Source organism: Pseudomonas sp. JY-Q, assembly GCF_001655295.1.
Lineage (GTDB): Bacteria > Pseudomonadota > Gammaproteobacteria > Pseudomonadales > Pseudomonadaceae > Aquipseudomonas > Aquipseudomonas alloputida.
Genome location: NZ_CP011525.1, coordinates 5,676,911 through 5,696,138 on the forward strand (window position 1 = coordinate 5,676,911; position 19,228 = coordinate 5,696,138).

Genomic DNA, 19,228 nt, shown 5'->3' on the forward strand with positions numbered 1-19,228 from the left:
CAATGGCCTAGACTGCATTATTGCGTCAGTTCGCCCAAGGCCCTTGCATGTCCGACCCCCGCTATCAAATCGACGTCAGCGTCGTGACCCGCTACCTGAAAGAACAATCCGACCCCGAAAACAGTCGCTTCGCTTTCGCCTACACCATTACCGTGCAGAACAACGGCTCGCTCAGCGCAAAGTTGCTGTCGCGCCACTGGCTGATCACCAACGGTGACGGCGAGGTAGAGGAAGTCCGCGGCGCCGGTGTGGTCGGCCAGCAACCCAACATCGACCCAGGCCAGAGCCACACTTACAGCAGTGGTGCCGTCATCAGCACCCGCGTTGGCACCATGCAGGGCAGCTACCAGATGTTCGCCGAAGACGGTAAGCGCTTCGACGCCGAGATTGCCCCCTTTCGGCTGGCAGTGCCCGGAGCGCTGCACTGATGGCCACCTACGCCGTCGGTGACCTGCAGGGCTGCCTGCAGCCACTCAAATGCCTGCTCGATCGCGTCAGTTTCAACCCCGCTGTCGACCGCCTGTGGCTTGTCGGCGACCTGGTCAACCGCGGCCCCGAGTCACTGGAAACCCTGCGCTTCCTGTACTCGATCCGTCATTCACTGGTCTGCGTGCTGGGCAACCATGACCTGCACCTGCTGGCCGCCTGGCACAACGTCGAGCGCCTCAAGAAAAGCGACACACTGCGCGAGATCATCGAAGCGCCGGACGCCGACCAGCTGTTCGACTGGCTGCGCCAGCAGAAGCTGCTGCATTACGACGAGCCCCGCGGCATCGCCCTGGTTCATGCCGGCATACCGCCACAATGGACCCTTGGCAAAGCCCTGGAGCTCGCTGCCGAGGTCGAGGAAGTGCTGCGTGACGACACCCGCCTGCAGCTGTACCTCGACGGCATGTATGGCAACGAGCCGAACAAGTGGAGCAAGAACCTCGCCGGCGTCGAACGCCTGCGGGTCATCACCAACTACTTCACCCGCATGCGCTTCTGCACGGCCGATGGCAAACTCGACCTCAAGAGCAAGGAAGGCCTGGGTAGCGCGCCCAAAGGCTACAAAGCCTGGTACGCGCACAAGGACCGCCGCTCACGCCACGTGAAGATCATCTTTGGCCATTGGGCCGCTCTGCAGGGTGAGGTCACCGAGCCCAACGTTATCGCCCTGGACACTGGCTGCGTATGGGGCGGCGCCATGACCCTGTACAACGTCGACAGCGGCGAATACCACCGCTGCGACTGCGCCGACGACGGCACCCTGCGCCAGCCGGCACAACCCACTACACTCAACGACCACACCTGAAGGAAGTAGTACCCATGAGCGAATTCAAGCGCATCCCTCCTGAGCAGGCCTTGGAGCTTCGCAAGAAAGAAGGTGCGGTCGTCGTCGACATTCGCGACCCACAGGCCTTCGCCGCCGGCCACATCACCGGCGCCCGGCACCTGGATAACCACTCGGTCGCCGATTTCATCCGCAACGCCGACCTCGACGCGCCAACCCTGGTGGTCTGCTATCACGGCAATTCCAGCCAAAGCGCTGCCGCCTACCTGGTAGGCCAGGGTTTCTCCGACGTGTACAGCGTGGACGGCGGCTTCGAACTGTGGCGTGCGACCTACCCGGCCGAGACCGCCCAAGGCAGCACTGAATAATTTTTTTAATTTTTCCTGCAGCCCGCGCCCCGTGCGGGCTTGCGGCTTATCTGACGAACGGTCATTCGTAACTTCTGCCCTCCTCGCCCCTTGACCTTGCAGATAACCAACTACGCTTAAGCTCAGGCCATCCAAAAAAGGGGAGAGCCGGTACACCGGCGTGCGGGTCATCGGTAGCGTTACAGGGTGTTCTGGGGGGTATACAGCAATCGGCCAACCCGGTTGCATGCCAGCATCAGCTGACTGATCCGGCGTCGTCTCCACGTATCGAGCGAGGTGACGTCATGAGTATTTTTAGCCACTTCCAACAACGTTTCGAGTCTACGCGCCAGGAAGAACTCTCGCTGCAGGAGTACCTCGAGCTGTGCAAAGAGGATCGCAGTGCCTACGCATCGGCGGCCGAACGGCTGTTGCTGGCCATCGGTGAGCCAGAACTGATCGACACCTCTACCAACTCCAGGCTGTCGCGCATCTTCTCCAACAAGGTTATCCGCCGCTATCCGGCCTTTGCCGACTTCCATGGCATGGAAGAGTGCATCGACCAGATCGTGTCGTACTTCCGCCACGCCGCCCAAGGCCTGGAAGAGAAGAAACAGATCCTCTATCTGCTGGGCCCGGTAGGCGGCGGCAAGTCCTCGCTGGCGGAAAAACTCAAGCAGCTGATGGAAAAGGTGCCGTTCTACGCGATCAAGGGCTCGCCGGTATTCGAGTCACCTCTGGGCTTGTTCAATGCCACCGAAGATGGGGCCATTCTCGAGGAAGAGTTCGGCATCCCACGGCGCTACCTCAACACCATCATGTCGCCTTGGGCCACCAAGCGCCTGCAGGAGTTTGGCGGGGACATCTCCAAGTTCAAGGTGGTGAAGCTGTACCCGTCGATTCTTAACCAGATCGCCATTGCCAAGACCGAACCCGGCGATGAAAACAACCAGGACATCTCGGCCCTGGTCGGCAAGGTCGATATCCGCAAACTTGAGGAATACCCACAGAACGACGCCGATGCTTATAGCTACTCGGGCGCGCTGTGCCGGGCCAACCAGGGCCTGATGGAATTCGTCGAAATGTTCAAGGCGCCGATCAAGGTCCTGCACCCCTTGCTCACCGCCACCCAGGAAGGCAACTACAACAGTACTGAAGGCCTTGGGGCGATTCCCTATACCGGGATTCTGCTGGCGCACTCCAACGAATCGGAGTGGCACACCTTCCGTAACAACAAGAACAACGAAGCGTTCATCGACAGGATCTATATCGTCAAGGTGCCGTACTGCCTGCGGGTCAGCGATGAAATAAAGATCTACGACAAACTGCTGGTCAACAGCTCGCTGTCCAAGGCCCACTGTGCCCCAGATACGCTCAAGATGCTGGCTCAGTTCACGGTGCTTTCCCGCCTGAAAGAGCCAGAGAACTCCAATATCTATTCCAAGATGCGTGTTTACGACGGGGAAAACCTCAAGGACACCGATCCAAAGGCCAAGTCGATCCAGGAATACCGGGACTCTGCGGGTGTCGACGAAGGCATGAACGGCCTGTCGACGCGCTTCGCCTTCAAGATCCTGTCCAAGGTGTTCAACTTCGACCCACACGAAATTGCCGCCAACCCGGTGCACCTGCTGTATGTCCTCGAACAGCAGATCGAACAGGAACAATTCCCGGCTGAAGTGCGCGAACGCTATCTGCGCTACCTGAAGGAATACCTGGCACCGCGCTACATCGAGTTTATCGGCAAGGAAATCCAGACCGCCTACCTGGAGTCCTACAGCGAATACGGCCAGAACATCTTCGACCGCTACGTGTTGTATGCAGACTTCTGGATCCAGGATCAGGAATACCGCGACCCGGAAACCGGCGAAATTCTCAACCGCATTGCGCTCAACGAGGAACTGGAAAAGATCGAGAAACCGGCTGGCATCAGCAACCCGAAAGACTTCCGCAACGAGATCGTCAACTTCGTACTGCGCGCACGCGCTAACAACAACGGCAAGAATCCAAGCTGGCTGAGTTATGAAAAGCTGCGGGTCGTGATCGAGAAGAAAATGTTCTCCAACACCGAAGACCTGCTGCCGGTCATCAGCTTCAACGCCAAGGCCAGCAAAGAGGACCAGAAGAAACACAACGACTTCGTCACCCGGATGGTGGAGCGTGGCTATACCGACAAACAGGTGCGCCTGCTGTCGGAATGGTACCTGCGGGTCAGGAAATCGCAATAAAGCGGCAAGCTACGAGCCGCAAGCTGCAAGCTGCCTGGCGTTGGCATTGCTGCCCGCGTCACAGCTTGCAGCGGCGGTGGCTGTTCTTTCTTGCAGCTTGAAGCTTGTGGCTTGCAGCTTGTGGGTTGCAGCTGCATCCAGTCACCGGAGGGACCATGAGCTACGTTATAGACCGACGCCTGAACGGCAAGAACAAGAGCACGGTCAACCGCCAGCGCTTCCTGCGGCGGTACCGCGAACATATCAAGAAGGCCGTCGAAGAGGCGGTGAGCCGCCGTTCCATCATGGATATGGAACACGGCGAGCAGATCAGTATTCCCGGGCGCGACATCGACGAACCCGTCTTGCATCATGGTCGTGGGGGCAAACAGACCATCGTGCATCCTGGCAACAAAGAGTTCACTGCCGGTGAACACATCCCACGGCCGCAAGGCGGTGGAGGCGGTGGCGGTCGCGGCAAGGCCGGCAATTCCGGCGAGGGCATGGACGAGTTCGTCTTCCAGATCACCCAGGAAGAATTTCTCGAATTCATGTTCGAAGACCTTGAGCTACCCAACCTAGTCAAACGTCACCTGACTGGCGCCGATACCTTCAAGACTGTTCGCGCCGGCATCGCCAACGAAGGCAACCCGTCACGCATCAACATCGTGCGCACCCTGCGCTCGGCCCATGCCCGGCGTATCGCCCTGACCGGCAGCAGCCGCGCCCTGCTGCGCGAAGCACAAAAGGAACTCGATCGCCTGCGGGTCGAAGAGCCAGACAATTTCACCGATATCCAGGAAGTCGAACAGGAAATCGAGCGCCTGAAGGCACGTATCAACCGCCTGCCCTTCCTCGACACCTTCGACCTCAAGTACAACCTGCTGGTCAAGCAACCCAACCCCAGCTCGAAGGCAGTGATGTTCTGCCTGATGGACGTATCCGGCTCGATGACCCAGGCCACCAAGGACATCGCAAAGCGCTTCTTCATCCTGCTGTACCTGTTCCTCAAGCGTAACTACGAGCGCATCGAAGTCGTGTTCATTCGCCACCACACCAGTGCCCGGGAAGTCGATGAAGAAGAGTTCTTCTACTCGCGGGAAACCGGCGGCACCATCGTCTCCAGTGCCCTCAAGCTGATGCAGGAGATCATGGCCGAGCGCTACCCGGCCAGCGACTGGAACATCTATGCCGCGCAGGCTTCTGATGGCGACAACTGGAACGACGACTCGCCCATCTGCCGCGACATCCTCTCCAAACAGATCATGCCGCATGTGCAGTACTACACTTACGTTGAGATCACCCCCCGTGAACACCAGGCGCTGTGGTATGAATACGAGCGTATCGGAGATGCTTTCCCCGACACGTTCGCCCAGCAGCAGTTGGTATCGGCCGGCGATATCTACCCGGTCTTCCGTGAACTCTTCCAGCGCAGGTTAGCCACATGACCGCCAGAGCACAGAGACGCCAACCCATTTCCACTGGGTCCGAGTGGACGTTCGAGCTGATCCAGACCTACGACCGGGAAATCAGCCGCTTGGCCGAGCGTTACGCCCTGGACACCTACCCCAACCAGATCGAGGTCATCACTGCCGAACAGATGATGGACGCCTACGCCTCGGTCGGCATGCCGCTGGGCTACCACCACTGGTCCTACGGCAAGCAGTTCCTCAGTACGGAAAAGTCCTACAGCCGCGGCCAGATGGGCCTGGCCTACGAGATCGTGATCAACTCCGACCCTTGTATCGCCTACCTGATGGAAGAAAACACCATGTGCATGCAGGCACTGGTGATTGCGCACGCGTGCTACGGCCATAACAGTTTTTTCAAAGGCAATTACCTGTTCCGTACCTGGACTGACGCCAGTTCGATCATCGACTATCTGGTGTTCGCCAAGCAGTACATCGCACAGTGCGAAGAGCGCCACGGTATCGATGCTGTGGAGGACTTGATCGACTCCTGCCATGCCCTGATGAACTACGGTGTCGACCGCTACAAGCGGCCTTACCCTATTTCTGCCGAAGAAGAGCGGCGCCGGCAACAGGAGCGCGAAGAGCACCTTCAGCGTCAGATCAACGACCTTTGGCGGACAATTCCGAAAAACGCCGAAAAGGGCAACGACCGCGATGAGGGGCGCTTCCCCGCCGAACCGCAGGAAAACATCCTGTATTTCATCGAGAAGAACGCCCCGCTGCTTGAACCCTGGCAGCGTGAAGTAGTGCGCATCGTGCGCAAGATCGCCCAGTACTTCTACCCGCAGCGCCAGACCCAGGTGATGAACGAAGGCTGGGCAACCTTCTGGCACTACACCCTGATGAACGACCTGTACGACGAGGGGCTGATTACCGAAGGCTTCATGATGGAGTTCTTGCAGTCGCACACCAGCGTGGTGTTCCAGCCCGGCTTCGACAGCCCGTACTACAGCGGCATCAACCCCTACGCGCTGGGCTTTGCGATGTACACCGACATCCGCCGCATGTGCGAAAACCCCACCGAAGAAGATCGCCACTGGTTCCCCGACATTGCCGGCAGTGACTGGCTTTCTACCATCAAGTTCGCCATGAGCAGCTTCAAGGACGAGAGCTTCATCCTGCAGTATCTGTCGCCCAAGGTGATGCGCGACCTCAAGCTGTTCAGCATCCTCGATGACGACCAACGCGACGACCTGCTGGTGCCCGCCATCCATGATGAGGCCGGCTACCGGGTGATTCGGGAGCAGCTGGCAGCGCAGTACAACCTCGGCAACCGTGAACCGAACGTACAGATCTGGAGCGTCGACCGCCGCGGAGACCGCTCGCTGACCCTGCGACACCAGCAACACAACCGCAAACCGCTGGGCGACTCGACCGACGAAGTGCTCAAGCACCTGCATCGCCTGTGGGGCTTCGATATCCACCTGGAGACCGTGCAAGGCGAGCAAGTGATGAGTACTCACCACATGCCGCCGCGCGGCGAGCATAGCGAAAGCGCCGACTACGGCCGCATGGACCTGGCTGTTATCCACCACCTCTGATGCAACCCCATGACCGCCGACGGGTTATCCTGTCGGCAGTTATGGAGAGCTGCACATGCACATCTACAAAGTTGGCGGCGCCGTGCGCGACCGCCTGCTCGGCCGCCCTGTCAGCGATATCGACTGGCTGGTGGTGGGCGCCACCGTCGAAGAAATGCTAGCTAAGGGCTATCGGCCGGTGGGTGCCGATTTTCCGGTGTTCCTGCACCCGAAAACCGGTGAGGAATACGCCCTGGCGCGCACCGAGCGCAAGAGTGGGCGAGGCTACGGCGGGTTCACTTTTCACGCCAGCCCCGACGTAACCCTGGAAGAGGACCTGATCCGTCGCGACCTCACCATCAATGCGATGGCCGAGGATGAGGCGGGCACGGTCTACGACCCCTACCAAGGCAGGAACGATCTGGATCAACGCCTGCTACGCCATGTTTCCCCGGCATTCGCCGAAGATCCTTTGCGCGTGCTGCGTGTTGCACGCTTTGCTGCCCGTTACGCACCACTGGGGTTCCGGGTTGCCGATGAAACCTTGGCGCTGATGCGCCAGATCAGTGCCTCGGGCGAACTGCAGGCACTCACTGCCGAGCGCAGCTGGAAGGAAATCGAGCGCGCGCTGATGGAAGTGCAACCGCAGGTGTTCTTCAAGGTGCTGAGCGCGTGCGGGGCCCTGCAGGAGCTGCTGCCAGAGCTCGATGACAGCTCCCGGACATTGGCGGCGCTGGAGCAGGCAGCGGCGCACGAACAACCGCTGCACGTGCGCTGGGCCTGCCTGTTGCGGGGGTTGGCACCGACATCGATCAAAGCCGTCAACCAGCGCCTGAAGGCACCGCGTGAGTGCCAGGAACTGGCCATGCTGACAGGGGAATGCCTGGCGCAGGGCAATCAGGCGCTCGAACTGCCTGCCACGGCACTGCTGGAGCTGTTGCAGAAGTTCGATGTGTACCGACGGCCGCAGCGATTTGAGGATTTTTTGATCGTTTGCGAGATGGCAGCGCGGGGCGATGGCGAGCAGGGTTACCCACAGGCCGATTACCTGCGAGGCGCAGCAGCGGCGGCGCGAGCGGTGGATGTGAAGCCGTTGGTGCAAGCCGGGCTGACGGGTCAGGCGCTGGGCGAAGCACTCAAAGGTGAACGGCTCAAAGCGCTCGAAGCTTACCAGCGCGGTTAGACCTACCGGCCTCTTCGCGGGTAAACCCGCTCCTACAGGGGCACACATCGAGGGTTGGGCACAGCCCGTTGTAGGAGCGGGATTACCCGCGAAAGGGCCGGACCTGCTGGCCAATTTCACCCGCGGTTCACCGTCGCAGCCGCCACCGTATCCGCGGGTAAACCCGCGAAGAGGCCGTTACAGGCTTAAGCGGGCGTCAACTGCAACCCGCGCCACTCAAAGGCGACCGGGGCCAGTACCTGATCAATCTGCGCTTCCTGCCATAGCTGCGCCATGCGCTTGCCCACACCCGGATGCACCAGGTCGGGTGCCAGCAACGACAGCGGCCACAGCACAAAAGCGTTCTTCAGGATCTCGGCCCGGGGCAATACCAGCCCATCGAAGGTACCGTGCAAATCGTCATACATCAGCACGTCGATATCCAGCGGCAACCCTTTGCGGTCCGGGGCATAGCGGCCATTGTCGGCCTCGATGAACTTCAGCCGGCGGTCCAGCTCGATCAACGGCAACGCGGTTTGCCCGGTCACCACGAAGTTGATGAACGGCCCGCTCTTGATGCCCACCGCCTGGCTTTCGAATGCCGGCGAACAGCGCATGTCGGTCAGGATGCCAGCCAACGCATCGAGCCCGGCGCACAAATGCGCCTCACGGTCGATATTGCTGCCCAAGCCCAGGTAAACCGTGCTCAAAGACATCCGCGCTCGATCTCCACGCCTACACCACCACGGGCCGCCGGCACCGCGCCCGGCTTGGTCAGCTTCAAGCGCACCCAAGGGATGTGGAACTCGTCCATCAAGGTTGCCACCAGGCGCTCGGCAAATGTTTCAACCAGCTCGAAACGGGCCTGTTCGGCAAACGCCTGGATGCGCGCCGACACACTGGCGTAATCCAGCGCCAGGTTCAGGTCGTCTCCGGCGGCGGCCGGGCGGTTGTCCCAGGCAAAGCTCAGGTCCAGGCGCAAGCACTGGCGAATATCCCGCTCCCAGTCATAGGCACCGATAACGGTATCGACTTCCAGGCCTTCGATGAACACTCTGTCCAAGCACTTCTCTCCACAGCACGACAAGGGCGACTGGCGCCGTTAGAATCAGGGCGTCCTCGCCCGGAATAGTTAGCATGTTTTGGTTACTGGCGTTGCTCGCCTACCTGCTCGGCTCGCTGTCCTTCGCCATTGTTCTCAGCCGCCTCTCGGGCAGCCCGGACCCGCGTTCCAGCGGCTCAGGCAATGCCGGCGCCACCAACATGCTACGCCTGGCAGGCCGTAAACTGGCGATCCTGACCCTGCTTGGCGACCTGTGCAAGGGCCTTTTGCCGGTATTGCTCGCCCGCGTTGCCGGGCTGGACCTGCACGCGCAGGCCTGGGTGGGCATATGCGCGGTGCTGGGCCATCTGTTCCCCCTGTACTTCCGTTTCAAGGGCGGCAAGGGCGTGGCGACGGCTGCCGGCATGCTTATGGGCCTGTATTTCCCGGCCGCGCTGCTGGCCATCGGCGCCTGGCTGCTGACCTTCTACCTCACGCGTACCAGCTCACTGGCCGCACTGATTGCCACGCCACTCACCTTGCCATTGCTGGCCTGGCGCGAGCCCGAAGCCCTGCTGCCGATCAGCGTACTGACTGTGATGATCGTGTGGCGCCACCGCAACAACCTGCGCGACTTGTTTGCAGGGCGCGAACGGCACTTCTGAACCTTCGACGCGCTGCCTTACAGCGGCGGCAACTGTTCCATCGGCCAGCGTGCCTGCACGCTGATCGCCAGGTCTTGCTGCTGCCCGGCCAGCAGGCGCTGGCAACCGGCGTAGGCGATCATCGCACCATTGTCGGTACAGAATTGCGGGCGCGCGTAGTACACGTTGCCCTTGATGCTACCGAGCATGTCCTCCAGGGACGCGCGCAGGGCCTTGTTGGCACTCACGCCACCCGCGATGACCAGCCGCTTGAGGCCGGTCTGCTTGAGCGCCCGCTTGCACTTGATGGTCAAAGTCTCCACCACCGCCTGCTGGAATGCCAGGGACAGGTCGCAACGGGTTTGCTCACTGTCGTCGCCAGCATTCTTGCATTGCTGCCAGGTGTTCAGGGCGAAGGTCTTGAGGCCACTGAAGCTGAATTCCAGGCCTGGCCGATCGGTCATTGGCCGCGGGAAGACGAAGCGCCCGGCCACACCTTGTTCGGCCAGACGCGCAATTTCCGGACCGCCTGGGTAATTGAGGCCGATCAGCTTGGCAGTCTTGTCGAACGCTTCACCGGCAGCATCGTCCAGGCTCTCGCCCAACAGTTCGTACTGACCGATGCCATCGACGCGAACCAGCTGGGTATGGCCACCGGAAACCAACAAAGCGACGAACGGAAACGCTGGCGGGTTTTCTTCCAGCATGGGCGCCAGCAGGTGACCCTCCATGTGGTGCACACCGATCGCCGGGATGTCCCAGGCAAAGGCCAGCGCCTGGGCGCAGGAAGCGCCCACCAGCAAGGCACCGACCAGGCCGGGACCCGCGGTGTAGGCGATGGCGTCGATTTCGGTGGCAACGCAGCCTGCCTCGTCCAGCACCTGGCGGATGAGCGGCAGCATTCGCTTGACGTGATCACGCGAGGCAAGCTCGGGCACCACGCCGCCGAAGACGCGGTGCAGGTCGATCTGGCTGAACAGTGCGTCGGCCAACAAACCGCGTTCACTGTCGTATAATGCGACGCCGGTTTCGTCGCAGGATGTTTCCAATCCCAGTACTAGCATGGGCTCGTCCCTTGTGGGGGCTGAATTCGAAGCCGCGCATGATAGTCCCCGTGTCGGGTGCCGACCAGCGGTTTTCGATCAGAGGCTTTGCATTCCGGCTTGCTAAGGGTTAACATCCGCAACCCTTGAAAACCGACGTTCTCCAGCACACCTTTGTTTTGCCAGGAGCACGTCTACCCCGGTAATGAATTAAGGTAGCCCTGGATGCCAGCCGTCAAAGTTAAAGAGAACGAACCCTTCGACGTAGCTCTGCGTCGTTTCAAGCGCTCCTGCGAAAAAGCCGGTGTACTGGCTGAAGTTCGTAGCCGCGAGTTTTACGAGAAGCCGACCGCAGAGCGTAAGCGCAAAGCAGCTGCTGCTGTTAAGCGTCACGCCAAGAAAGTTCAGCGCGAACAGCGCCGCGCCGTTCGTCTGTACTAATACAGACGTTCAACGCAAAGCTTCTGCCCTGCCCGGCTAACCCCCGGGCGATGGCAGTGGTCGTTTCAAACTTGAGCAGCTAGCTCAAGGCCCTGCACAAGCTTCATGCGAACTGCATCATGGGCAACCTGCCTGAAACGTCAGAGCTGGTCCTCCTTGCTGTATGACCAGGCGTGCACGTCCGACTGACGAGCCCTTAGGGGCTGGCGACGAGCACACATTCCCTCGCACTTCCCCAAGCAGCACTCGCCCCCTTCGGCGCGTGAGCGATTAGACTTGCCAGTTGCCAGATAACGAGACTGCCATGGCCGGGCTGATTCCCCAGAGTTTCATTGACGACCTGATCAACCGCCTCGACATCGTCGACGTGGTGAGTTCGCGCGTCCAGCTGAAAAAAACCGGCAAGAACTACTCGGCCTGCTGCCCGTTCCACAAAGAAAAAACCCCGTCCTTCACGGTCAGCCCCGACAAGCAGTTCTACTACTGCTTCGGCTGTGGCGCCGGTGGCAACGCCTTGGGCTTTGTCATGGACCACGACAACCTGGACTTCCCCCAGGCCGTCGAGGAACTGGCACGCGCCGCTGGCATGGAAGTCCCCCGCGAGCAAGGCCGCCGCGACCAGAAGCCGCGCCAGCCCACTGACTCGCCACTGTACCCGCTACTGGACGCCGCCTCGGAGTTTTACCGCCAGGCCCTGCGCAGCCACCCGTCACGCAAGGCAGCGGTGGACTACCTCAAGGGCCGCGGCCTGTCCGGGGAAATTGCCCGCGACTTCGGCCTGGGCTTTGCCCCGCCCGGCTGGGACAACCTGCTCAAGCACCTGGGTGCCGACACCCTGCAGCAGAAGGTGATGATCGATGCCGGCCTGCTGATCGAGAACGCCGAGAGCGGCAAGCGCTACGACCGCTTCCGCGACCGGGTGATGTTCCCGATACGTGACAGCCGCGGGCGCATCATCGCCTTCGGTGGCCGGGTGCTCGGCGACGACAAGCCCAAGTACCTGAACTCCCCGGAAACCCCGGTGTTCCACAAGGGACAGGAGCTGTACGGGCTGTACGAGGCGCGCAAGCACAACCGCAACCTCGACGAGATCATCGTCGTCGAGGGCTACATGGACGTCATTGCCTTGGCCCAGCAAGGCCTGCGCAATGCCGTGGCCACCCTTGGCACCGCCACCAGCGAAGAGCACCTCAAGCGCCTGTTCCGCGTGGTGCCCAGCGTGCTGTTCTGTTTTGACGGTGACCAGGCTGGGCGCAAGGCGGCCTGGCGCGCACTGGAATCGACATTGTCGAACCTGCAGGACGGCCGTCGCGCGCGCTTCCTGTTCCTGCCCGAAGGCGAAGACCCGGACAGCCTGGTGCGTGCCGAAGGTACCGACGCCTTCATGGCCCGTATCAACCAGCACGCCCAACCGCTGGCCGACTACTTCTTCGAGCAACTTGGCGTCGAAGCCGACCCGCGCTCACTGGAAGGCAAGGCGCATATGGCGACCTTGGCCGCACCGTTGATCGAAAAGATCCCCGGCGCCAACCTGCGTCAGCTGATGCGCAACCGCCTGAAGGAAATCACCGGCCTCGACCCGCAGCAGGTCGAGCAGCTGGCGCAACAAGCGCCGGCGACCAGCAGCATGCCGGACTACGACCCTGGCTACGACTACGACGCCATGGCCAGCTACACCCCCGACTACGGCGACATGCCGCAGCACGACTATGCCCCCGTTCATCAGGAGCAGGCATGGAAACCCAACAAGGGTGGTAGCAAGAAGCCGTGGAGTGACAAACCCTGGGACAAGAACCGCAAGGGCGGCAAGCCCTGGCAGCAACGCGACGAAGCACCTCCCCGCGTGCCAGCACCGGTCGAGCCGCCCACCCTGGCCGCGCTGCGCACCCTGCTGCACCACCCACTGCTGGCAGGCAAGGTGGAAGATGCCAGCCACTTCGCCGACGAAGAACACCTGTACAGCCAGCTGCTGGTGGCGTTGATCGAAGCCGCGCAGAAAAATCCTGGGCTAAGCTCAATGCAGTTGATCGCACGTTGGCATGGCACCGAACAGGGCCGCCTGCTGCGGGCCCTGGCGGAAAAGGAATGGCTTATCGTGGCCGACAACCTTGAACAACAGTTTTTCGACACTATAACTAGCTTGTCCGCCCGCCAACGCGAGCGCAGCCTGGAACAACTGCTCAGGAAATCACGTCAAAGCGAATTGACCAGCGAGGAAAAAACCCAGCTCCTTGCCCTGCTGAGCCGAAATGTTCCCGCACAAACGCCGACCTCATCTGGCGCGTGAGGCCCATGCTCGGGTATAATCCTCGGCTTGTTTTTTGCCCGCCAAGACCTTCAGTGGATAGGGTGTTATGTCCGGAAAAGCGCAACAGCAGTCTCGTATCAAAGAGTTGATCACCCGCGGTCGTGAGCAGGGCTACCTGACTTACGCGGAGGTCAACGACCACCTGCCTGAGGATATTTCAGATCCGGAACAGGTGGAAGACATCATCCGCATGATCAACGACATGGGGATCAACGTATTCGAGAGTGCTCCGGATGCGGATGCCCTTCTGTTGGCGGAAGCCGACACCGATGAAGCCGCGGCCGAAGAAGCCGCTGCTGCATTGGCGGCAGTTGAAACCGATATCGGCCGCACGACCGACCCGGTGCGCATGTACATGCGCGAAATGGGTACTGTCGAGCTGCTGACCCGCGAAGGCGAGATCGAAATCGCCAAGCGTATCGAGGAAGGCATTCGTGAAGTCATGGGCGCTATCGCCCACTTCCCGGGCACTGTCGACTACATTCTCGGCGAATATGATCGCGTCACCACCGAGGGTGGCCGCCTGTCGGACGTCCTCAGCGGTTACATCGACCCTGACGACAACATTGCCGCGCCAACCGAAGAAGTGCCGATTCCAGGCGCCAAGGCTGCAGCGGCGAAGGAAGAGTCCGACGACGACGAAGAAGAATCCGAAAGCGGTGACGACGAGGAAGAGGCCGAGAGCGGCCCGGACCCGGTAGTCGCAGCCCAACGCTTCGGTGCGGTATCCGATCAGCTTCAGGCGACCTCCAAGGTCCTGAAGAAAAATGGTCGTAACCACAAGGAAAGCATCGAGGCCCTGCAGGCCCTGGCTGACCTGTTCATGCCGATCAAACTGGTACCGAAGCAGTTCGAGGTACTGGTCGAGCGTGTACGTGATGCCCTGAACCGTCTGCGGCAGCAAGAACGCGCCATCATGCAGCTCTGCGTACGTGACGCCCGCATGCCGCGAGCCGACTTCCTGCGCATGTTCCCAAGCAACGAAACCGACCAGACCTGGAGCGGTGACCTGGCCAAGCGCAACACCAAGTGGGCTGCCGCCCTAGGTGAAAAGAACGCTGCCATCGTCGCTTGCCAACAGAAGCTGATCGACCTTGAGACCGAAACCGGCCTGACCGTTGCCGAGATCAAGGAAATCAACCGTCGCATGTCGATCGGTGAAGCCAAGGCCCGCCGCGCCAAGAAAGAAATGGTCGAGGCGAACCTGCGTCTGGTGATTTCCATCGCCAAGAAGTACACCAACCGTGGCCTGCAGTTCCTCGACCTGATCCAGGAAGGCAACATCGGTCTGATGAAAGCGGTGGACAAGTTCGAATACCGTCGCGGCTACAAGTTCTCGACCTATGCCACCTGGTGGATCCGTCAGGCGATCACCCGTTCGATCGCCGACCAGGCACGCACCATCCGGATTCCGGTGCACATGATCGAGACGATCAACAAGCTCAACCGTATTTCCCGCCAAATGCTGCAGGAAATGGGTCGCGAACCGACTCCGGAAGAGCTGGGCGAGCGCATGGAAATGCCTGAGGACAAAATCCGCAAGGTACTGAAGATCGCCAAAGAGCCGATCTCCATGGAAACCCCGATCGGTGACGACGAAGATTCGCACCTGGGCGACTTCATCGAGGACTCGACCATGCAGTCCCCGATCGACGTAGCCACGGTCGAAAGCCTCAAGGAAGCCACCCGTGACGTGCTCTCGGGCCTGACCGCACGTGAAGCCAAGGTGCTGCGCATGCGTTTCGGTATCGACATGAACACCGACCACACCCTCGAAGAGGTGGGCAAGCAGTTTGACGTAACGCGTGAGCGGATCCGTCAGATCGAAGCGAAGGCGTTGCGCAAGCTGCGCCACCCGACTCGCAGCGAGCACCTGCGCTCCTTCCTCGACGAGTGATGACAAAACCCCGGCCCAGGCCGGGGTTTTTCTTTAGTGGCCCGAGACATAAAGCCCGCCTTCCGTTGCACACCTGCAGCAATGCCCGTCTACACTCGACTGCAGACCACCTGAGTGCGAGGCTGCCATGTCCTTGAAGCCGGCCATTCTGTTGCTGATCCTGATTTTGTGGAACACAACGGCCGGCGCCCTGACCCTGACAGATGAGGAGAACGCCTGGCTGGCTGCCCACCCGCAGCTGAAACTGGGTGTAGACGCCTCTTGGCCACCGTTCGAGTTTCGCGACCAGGAGGGCCGGTACCAGGGATTGGCCGCCGACTACATCGCCATGATCCAGCAGCGCCTGGGCGTGACGTTCAAACCGGTCGAACCCAGCAGCTGGACCGAGGTGCTGGCGCAAGCGCGGGAAAGCCGTATCGACCTGCTGCCCGGCATCATGTCCACCCCCGAACGCCAGGGCTTCCTGGCTTTCACTCGCCCGTACCTCGACTTCCCCATTGTCATCCTCGCGCACAAAGGCGGCGCACAACCGCGCAAGCTGGCTGACCTGTACGGCCTGAAAATTGCCGTGGTCGAGAACTACGCCCCGCACGAGTTGCTGCGTACCCACCACCCGGACCTCAACCTGGTTGCCCTGCCAAACGTCAGCTCCACGCTGCAAGCCCTGGCCACCGACCAAGTGGATGCCGTGGTCGGCGACCTCGCTTCCAGTATCTGGAGCCTGCGCCAACTCAAGCTCGACGGCCTCTACGTCAGCGGCGAAACACCCTACCGCTACCAGTTGGCGATGGCCGTTCCCCGCGACAAGAGCGTGCTGGTCGGCATCCTCGACAAAGTGATGGCCGACATGAGCAGCAGCGAAATCAGCCAGATCCAGCAGCACTGGGTGGGTAATGTGGTCGACCAGCGGATGTTCTGGTCCGACCTGCTGGTGTATGGCCTGCCAACGGTGCTGTTGCTGATGGCTGTGCTGGCAGTGGTCATTCGCATCAACCGCCGGCTCAGCTCGGAAATTTCCCGGCGCATCGCCCTTGAGCAAGAACTGCGCAGCAGCGAGTACCACTACCGCGGCCTGGTCGAGAGCCTGTCAGCCATCGCCTGGGAAGCCGATGCCAACGACTTCACCTACAGCTACGTTTCACCCCATGCCGAAGATCTGCTCGGCTACCCATTGAGTGACTGGCTCAGGCCCGGTTTCTGGCGCAGTATCCTGCACCCGGAGGACGCGCTCTGGGCCCAGGCCTACTGCGACAGCGAGACCGCAGCGGGGCGCGACCACAGCCTGGACTACCGGGTGATCCGGGCTGACGGTCAGCCCCTCTGGATACGCAACATCGTCAGTATGATCGAGCACGGCCACCAGCCAGTGATGCGCGGGCTGATGATCGACATCAGCGAAACCAAGCGCACGGAGGATGCCCTGCGTCTGTCCGAACAGAAGTTCGCCTCGGTATTCCAGCAGTGCCCCGATATCTTGCTGATCGCTCGCCACAGCGATGGCTGCCTGCTGGAGGTGAACGAGGCTTTCGAAGAGCAGATCGGACTGCCCCCAGACCAGGTCATAGGCCGCACTGCCACCGACCTTGACCTGTGGGGCGTAGAGGGCAGTGGCCCGCTCCTGCTTCAAAGGTTGCACCAAGGGGGTATCCGTAACCTGGAAATGAGCTTCCGCCGCAGCAACGGCCAACTGTTCACCGGCCTGACTTCGGCTGAAACCTTCGAACTGGACGGCACACCCGCGCTGGTAGTGGCGGTACGCGACATCAGCCAGCTCAAGGAGACCCAGCAGCAGCTGCAAACTTCGGAAGAAAAGTTCGCAAAGGCCTTCCACGCTTCGCCCGACGGCCTGCTGCTGTCGCGCCAGAGCGACGGTTTGCTGCTGGAGGTGAACGAAGGCTTCTGCCGCCTCACCGGCTACGACCTCAACCCAACCATCGACCAGACCTCGCTGGACCTGGGTATCTGGGTCGACCTCAACGAGCGCAAACGCCTGGTCGACCAGCTCAACCGTGACGGCTTCGTGCGCGACTTCACCTGCCATATCCGCCGCAGCGACGGGCAGATCCGACTGTGCGAGCTGTCCGCCCGGCCCCTGCCGATTACCGGCGTCGACTGCATGCTGACCATCGCCCGCGACATCACCGAGCGTCACCTGATGCAAGAAAAACTGCAGCTGGCCGCCACTGTGTTCGAGAACACTGCCGAAGGGGTGCTGATTACCGACATTGACCAGCGCATCAGTGCCGTCAACCGCGCCTTCAGCGAAATCACCGGCTACAGCGAGATCGAGGCCCTCGGCCAGACCCCGCGCCTGCTCGCCTCTGGCCAGCACGACAGCGCTTTCTATCTGGCCATGTGGCACCAGCTTACCGCCGAGGGCCACTGGCAGGGCGAAATCTACAACAAGCGCAAGAACGGCGAACTTTACCCAAGCTGGCTGACCATCAGTGCCGTGCGCAACAGCGACCGCGAGATCACCCACTTCGTGGCGGTTTTTGCAGACATCTCCAGCATCAAGCACGCCCAGGCCAAACTCGACTATCAGGCCCACCACGACCCGCTGACCGGTCTGCCCAATCGCACCTTGTTCGAAAACCGGCTGCAGGGCGTACTCACCTGCGCGCAGGTGTCCAACCGCCAAGGCGCAGTGCTGTTCCTGGACCTCGACCGCTTCAAGCACATCAACGACAGCCTTGGCCACCCGGTCGGCGACCTGTTGCTCAAGGGCATCGCCCAGCGCCTGAAAGAGCAGGTACGCGATGTTGACACCGTAGCCCGCCTGGGTGGCGACGAATTCATCATTTTGCTGCCCGGCTTGCACAGGCCCAGTGACGCCAGCACTATCGCCAACAAACTACTGGCCTGCTTCAACGCCCCGTTCCAGGCCGGCGAGCATGAGTTTTTCACCAGCGCCAGCATCGGCATCAGTCTTTACCCACAGGATGGCACTGACGTCTCCACACTGATCCGCAACGCCGACGCCGCCATGTACCGCTCCAAGGCCAAAGGCCGCAACCGCGTCGAAGCCTACACCCGCGACCTCACCGCCCAGGCCAGCGAGCGCATCGCCCTGGAGCATGAGCTGCGCCGGGCCGTCGAACGCAACGAAATGAGCCTGTGCTTCCAGCCCAAGCTCAGCCTGAAGACCCAGAGCCTGGTGGGTGCCGAAGCGCTGATCCGCTGGAGCCACCCGACCTTTGGTGAGGTACCGCCGGAACACTTCATCCACTTGGCGGAAGAAAATGGCACCATCCTGCAGCTCGGCGACTGGGTACTGGAGCAAGCCTGCCGGCAGATGCAGGCCTGGAAGCAGCACTACGAACCCTTCGGCCCGCTGTCGATCAACCTTGCCGGCGCCCAGCTGCGCCACCCACACCTGGCACGGCGCATCGAACAACTGCTCAAGCACTACCAGCTGAGGGCCGGTGACCTGCAGCTGGAAATCACCGAGAACTTCATCATGAGCCAGGCAGAGGAGGCCTTGGCCGTGCTGTACCAACTGAAGAAACTGGGTGTGCAGCTAGCCATCGACGACTTTGGCACCGGCTATTCGTCGCTGAGCTACCTGAAGCGCCTGCCGCTGGACATCCTCAAGATCGACAAGTCGTTCATCCGCGGCCTGCCCGACGATCCACACGACGCCGCCATTGCCCGGGCGATCATTGCCCTGGGCCGCAGCATGCAGTTGACCATCATTGCCGAAGGCGTGGAGAACCAGGCCCAGCAACGTTTTCTGGCGGCCGAGGGCTGCGAGCAGATCCAGGGCTACATCGTCAGCCTCCCGCTACCGCCAGAGGAATTCGCGGCCGCGTTTCTTCGCATAGCACTATCGGATCTTTCAGATGGCACAGGTGCGAAACCCTCGTTATAAT

The 19,228-nt window shown here is 61.0% G+C and carries 15 protein-coding genes; 12 read left to right on the plus strand and 3 right to left on the minus strand.

What is annotated here, in order from left to right; genetic code table 11:
* The first annotated feature begins 47 nt into the window (after window positions 1-47).
* The 7 genes from apaG to AA098_RS25615 all read left to right on the plus strand — a co-directional run bounded on the left by apaG (window position 48) and on the right by AA098_RS25615 (window position 8,002).
* On the plus strand, window positions 48-428 hold the full coding sequence (apaG, locus tag AA098_RS25585; protein WP_003255559.1) for a Co2+/Mg2+ efflux protein ApaG: 381 nt from the start codon (window positions 48-50) through the stop codon (window positions 426-428).
* Complete coding sequence (locus tag AA098_RS25590) at window positions 428-1,294, plus strand: symmetrical bis(5'-nucleosyl)-tetraphosphatase (RefSeq protein WP_064615089.1); 867 nt, start codon at window positions 428-430, stop codon at window positions 1,292-1,294. The genes apaG and AA098_RS25590 overlap by 1 nt, the downstream gene beginning before the upstream one ends.
* Before the next feature lie 14 nt (window positions 1,295-1,308).
* A complete protein-coding gene (glpE, locus tag AA098_RS25595) occupies window positions 1,309-1,641 on the plus strand; it encodes a thiosulfate sulfurtransferase GlpE (protein ID WP_003255562.1) in 333 nt (110 codons plus the stop codon).
* Between the two features lie 284 nt (window positions 1,642-1,925).
* The gene (locus tag AA098_RS25600) at window positions 1,926-3,848 is read left to right on the plus strand and encodes a PrkA family serine protein kinase (RefSeq protein WP_003255563.1); all 1,923 of its coding nucleotides are present in this window, start codon (window positions 1,926-1,928) and stop codon (window positions 3,846-3,848) included.
* Between the two features lie 155 nt (window positions 3,849-4,003).
* Complete coding sequence (locus tag AA098_RS25605) at window positions 4,004-5,275, plus strand: YeaH/YhbH family protein (protein WP_003255564.1); 1,272 nt, start codon at window positions 4,004-4,006, stop codon at window positions 5,273-5,275.
* On the plus strand, window positions 5,272-6,840 hold the full coding sequence (locus AA098_RS25610) for a SpoVR family protein (RefSeq protein ID WP_003255566.1): 1,569 nt from the start codon (window positions 5,272-5,274) through the stop codon (window positions 6,838-6,840). The genes AA098_RS25605 and AA098_RS25610 overlap by 4 nt, the downstream gene beginning before the upstream one ends.
* A 55-nt stretch (window positions 6,841-6,895) precedes the next feature.
* Window positions 6,896-8,002 carry a multifunctional CCA addition/repair protein gene (locus tag AA098_RS25615; RefSeq protein WP_004576190.1) on the plus strand — a complete coding sequence of 369 codons (1,107 nt, stop codon included), beginning with the start codon at window positions 6,896-6,898 and terminating at the stop codon, window positions 8,000-8,002.
* Between the two features lie 185 nt (window positions 8,003-8,187).
* Here AA098_RS25615 and folK read toward each other — a convergent pair whose 3' ends face one another.
* Window positions 8,188-8,697, minus strand: a complete 510-nt coding sequence (folK, locus tag AA098_RS25620) for a 2-amino-4-hydroxy-6-hydroxymethyldihydropteridine diphosphokinase (RefSeq protein WP_003255569.1) — start codon at window positions 8,695-8,697, stop codon at window positions 8,188-8,190.
* Window positions 8,688-9,044 carry a dihydroneopterin aldolase gene (gene folB / locus AA098_RS25625; protein ID WP_004576188.1) on the minus strand — a complete coding sequence of 119 codons (357 nt, stop codon included), beginning with the start codon at window positions 9,042-9,044 and terminating at the stop codon, window positions 8,688-8,690. The genes folK and folB overlap by 10 nt, the downstream gene beginning before the upstream one ends.
* Before the next feature lie 74 nt (window positions 9,045-9,118).
* Here folB and plsY point away from each other — a divergent pair, with 74 nt between their 5' ends.
* Window positions 9,119-9,688, plus strand: coding sequence for a glycerol-3-phosphate 1-O-acyltransferase PlsY (gene plsY, locus AA098_RS25630; protein ID WP_004576187.1), 570 nt, complete (start codon window positions 9,119-9,121; stop codon window positions 9,686-9,688).
* 17 nt (window positions 9,689-9,705) lie between these two features.
* Here plsY and tsaD read toward each other — a convergent pair whose 3' ends face one another.
* Window positions 9,706-10,731: a tRNA (adenosine(37)-N6)-threonylcarbamoyltransferase complex transferase subunit TsaD gene (gene tsaD, locus AA098_RS25635; RefSeq protein WP_011953302.1), complete on the minus strand. Its 1,026-nt coding sequence runs from the start codon at window positions 10,729-10,731 to the stop codon at window positions 9,706-9,708.
* A gap of 204 nt (window positions 10,732-10,935) precedes the next feature.
* On the opposite strand from tsaD, the gene rpsU reads away from it, so the two are divergent.
* The 4 genes from rpsU (at window position 10,936) to AA098_RS25655 (ending at window position 19,227) form a co-directional block, all read left to right on the plus strand.
* On the plus strand, window positions 10,936-11,151 hold the full coding sequence (rpsU, locus tag AA098_RS25640) for a 30S ribosomal protein S21 (RefSeq protein WP_003255575.1): 216 nt from the start codon (window positions 10,936-10,938) through the stop codon (window positions 11,149-11,151).
* A 304-nt stretch (window positions 11,152-11,455) separates the two neighbouring features.
* Window positions 11,456-13,438, plus strand: coding sequence for a DNA primase (gene dnaG / locus AA098_RS25645; RefSeq protein ID WP_003255577.1), 1,983 nt, complete (start codon window positions 11,456-11,458; stop codon window positions 13,436-13,438).
* Window positions 13,439-13,505: 67 nt separating this feature from the next.
* Window positions 13,506-15,356 carry an RNA polymerase sigma factor RpoD gene (gene rpoD, locus AA098_RS25650; protein ID WP_003255578.1) on the plus strand — a complete coding sequence of 617 codons (1,851 nt, stop codon included), beginning with the start codon at window positions 13,506-13,508 and terminating at the stop codon, window positions 15,354-15,356.
* A gap of 127 nt (window positions 15,357-15,483) precedes the next feature.
* Window positions 15,484-19,227 (plus strand): bifunctional diguanylate cyclase/phosphodiesterase, encoded by a 3,744-nt coding sequence (locus AA098_RS25655; protein ID WP_054888487.1) that lies wholly within the window; start codon window positions 15,484-15,486, stop codon window positions 19,225-19,227.
* The last annotated feature ends 1 nt before the right edge of the window (window position 19,228 follow it).

Excerpts from the sequence above, each read along its gene's own strand:
- apaG (WP_003255559.1), top strand. The coding sequence starts at position 48 with ATGTCCGACCCCCGCTATCAAATCGACGTCAGCGTCGTGACCCGCTAC.
- AA098_RS25590 (WP_064615089.1), top strand. The coding sequence starts at position 428 with ATGGCCACCTACGCCGTCGGTGACCTGCAGGGCTGCCTGCAGCCACTC.
- glpE (WP_003255562.1), top strand. The coding sequence starts at position 1,309 with ATGAGCGAATTCAAGCGCATCCCTCCTGAGCAGGCCTTGGAGCTTCGC.
- AA098_RS25600 (WP_003255563.1), top strand. The coding sequence starts at position 1,926 with ATGAGTATTTTTAGCCACTTCCAACAACGTTTCGAGTCTACGCGCCAG.
- AA098_RS25605 (WP_003255564.1), top strand. The coding sequence starts at position 4,004 with ATGAGCTACGTTATAGACCGACGCCTGAACGGCAAGAACAAGAGCACG.
- AA098_RS25610 (WP_003255566.1), top strand. The coding sequence starts at position 5,272 with ATGACCGCCAGAGCACAGAGACGCCAACCCATTTCCACTGGGTCCGAG.
- AA098_RS25615 (WP_004576190.1), top strand. The coding sequence starts at position 6,896 with ATGCACATCTACAAAGTTGGCGGCGCCGTGCGCGACCGCCTGCTCGGC.
- folK (WP_003255569.1), bottom strand. The coding sequence starts at position 8,697 with ATGTCTTTGAGCACGGTTTACCTGGGCTTGGGCAGCAATATCGACCGT.
- plsY (WP_004576187.1), top strand. The coding sequence starts at position 9,119 with ATGTTTTGGTTACTGGCGTTGCTCGCCTACCTGCTCGGCTCGCTGTCC.
- tsaD (WP_011953302.1), bottom strand. The coding sequence starts at position 10,731 with ATGCTAGTACTGGGATTGGAAACATCCTGCGACGAAACCGGCGTCGCA.
- rpsU (WP_003255575.1), top strand. The coding sequence starts at position 10,936 with ATGCCAGCCGTCAAAGTTAAAGAGAACGAACCCTTCGACGTAGCTCTG.
- dnaG (WP_003255577.1), top strand. The coding sequence starts at position 11,456 with ATGGCCGGGCTGATTCCCCAGAGTTTCATTGACGACCTGATCAACCGC.
- rpoD (WP_003255578.1), top strand. The coding sequence starts at position 13,506 with ATGTCCGGAAAAGCGCAACAGCAGTCTCGTATCAAAGAGTTGATCACC.
- AA098_RS25655 (WP_054888487.1), top strand. The coding sequence starts at position 15,484 with ATGTCCTTGAAGCCGGCCATTCTGTTGCTGATCCTGATTTTGTGGAAC.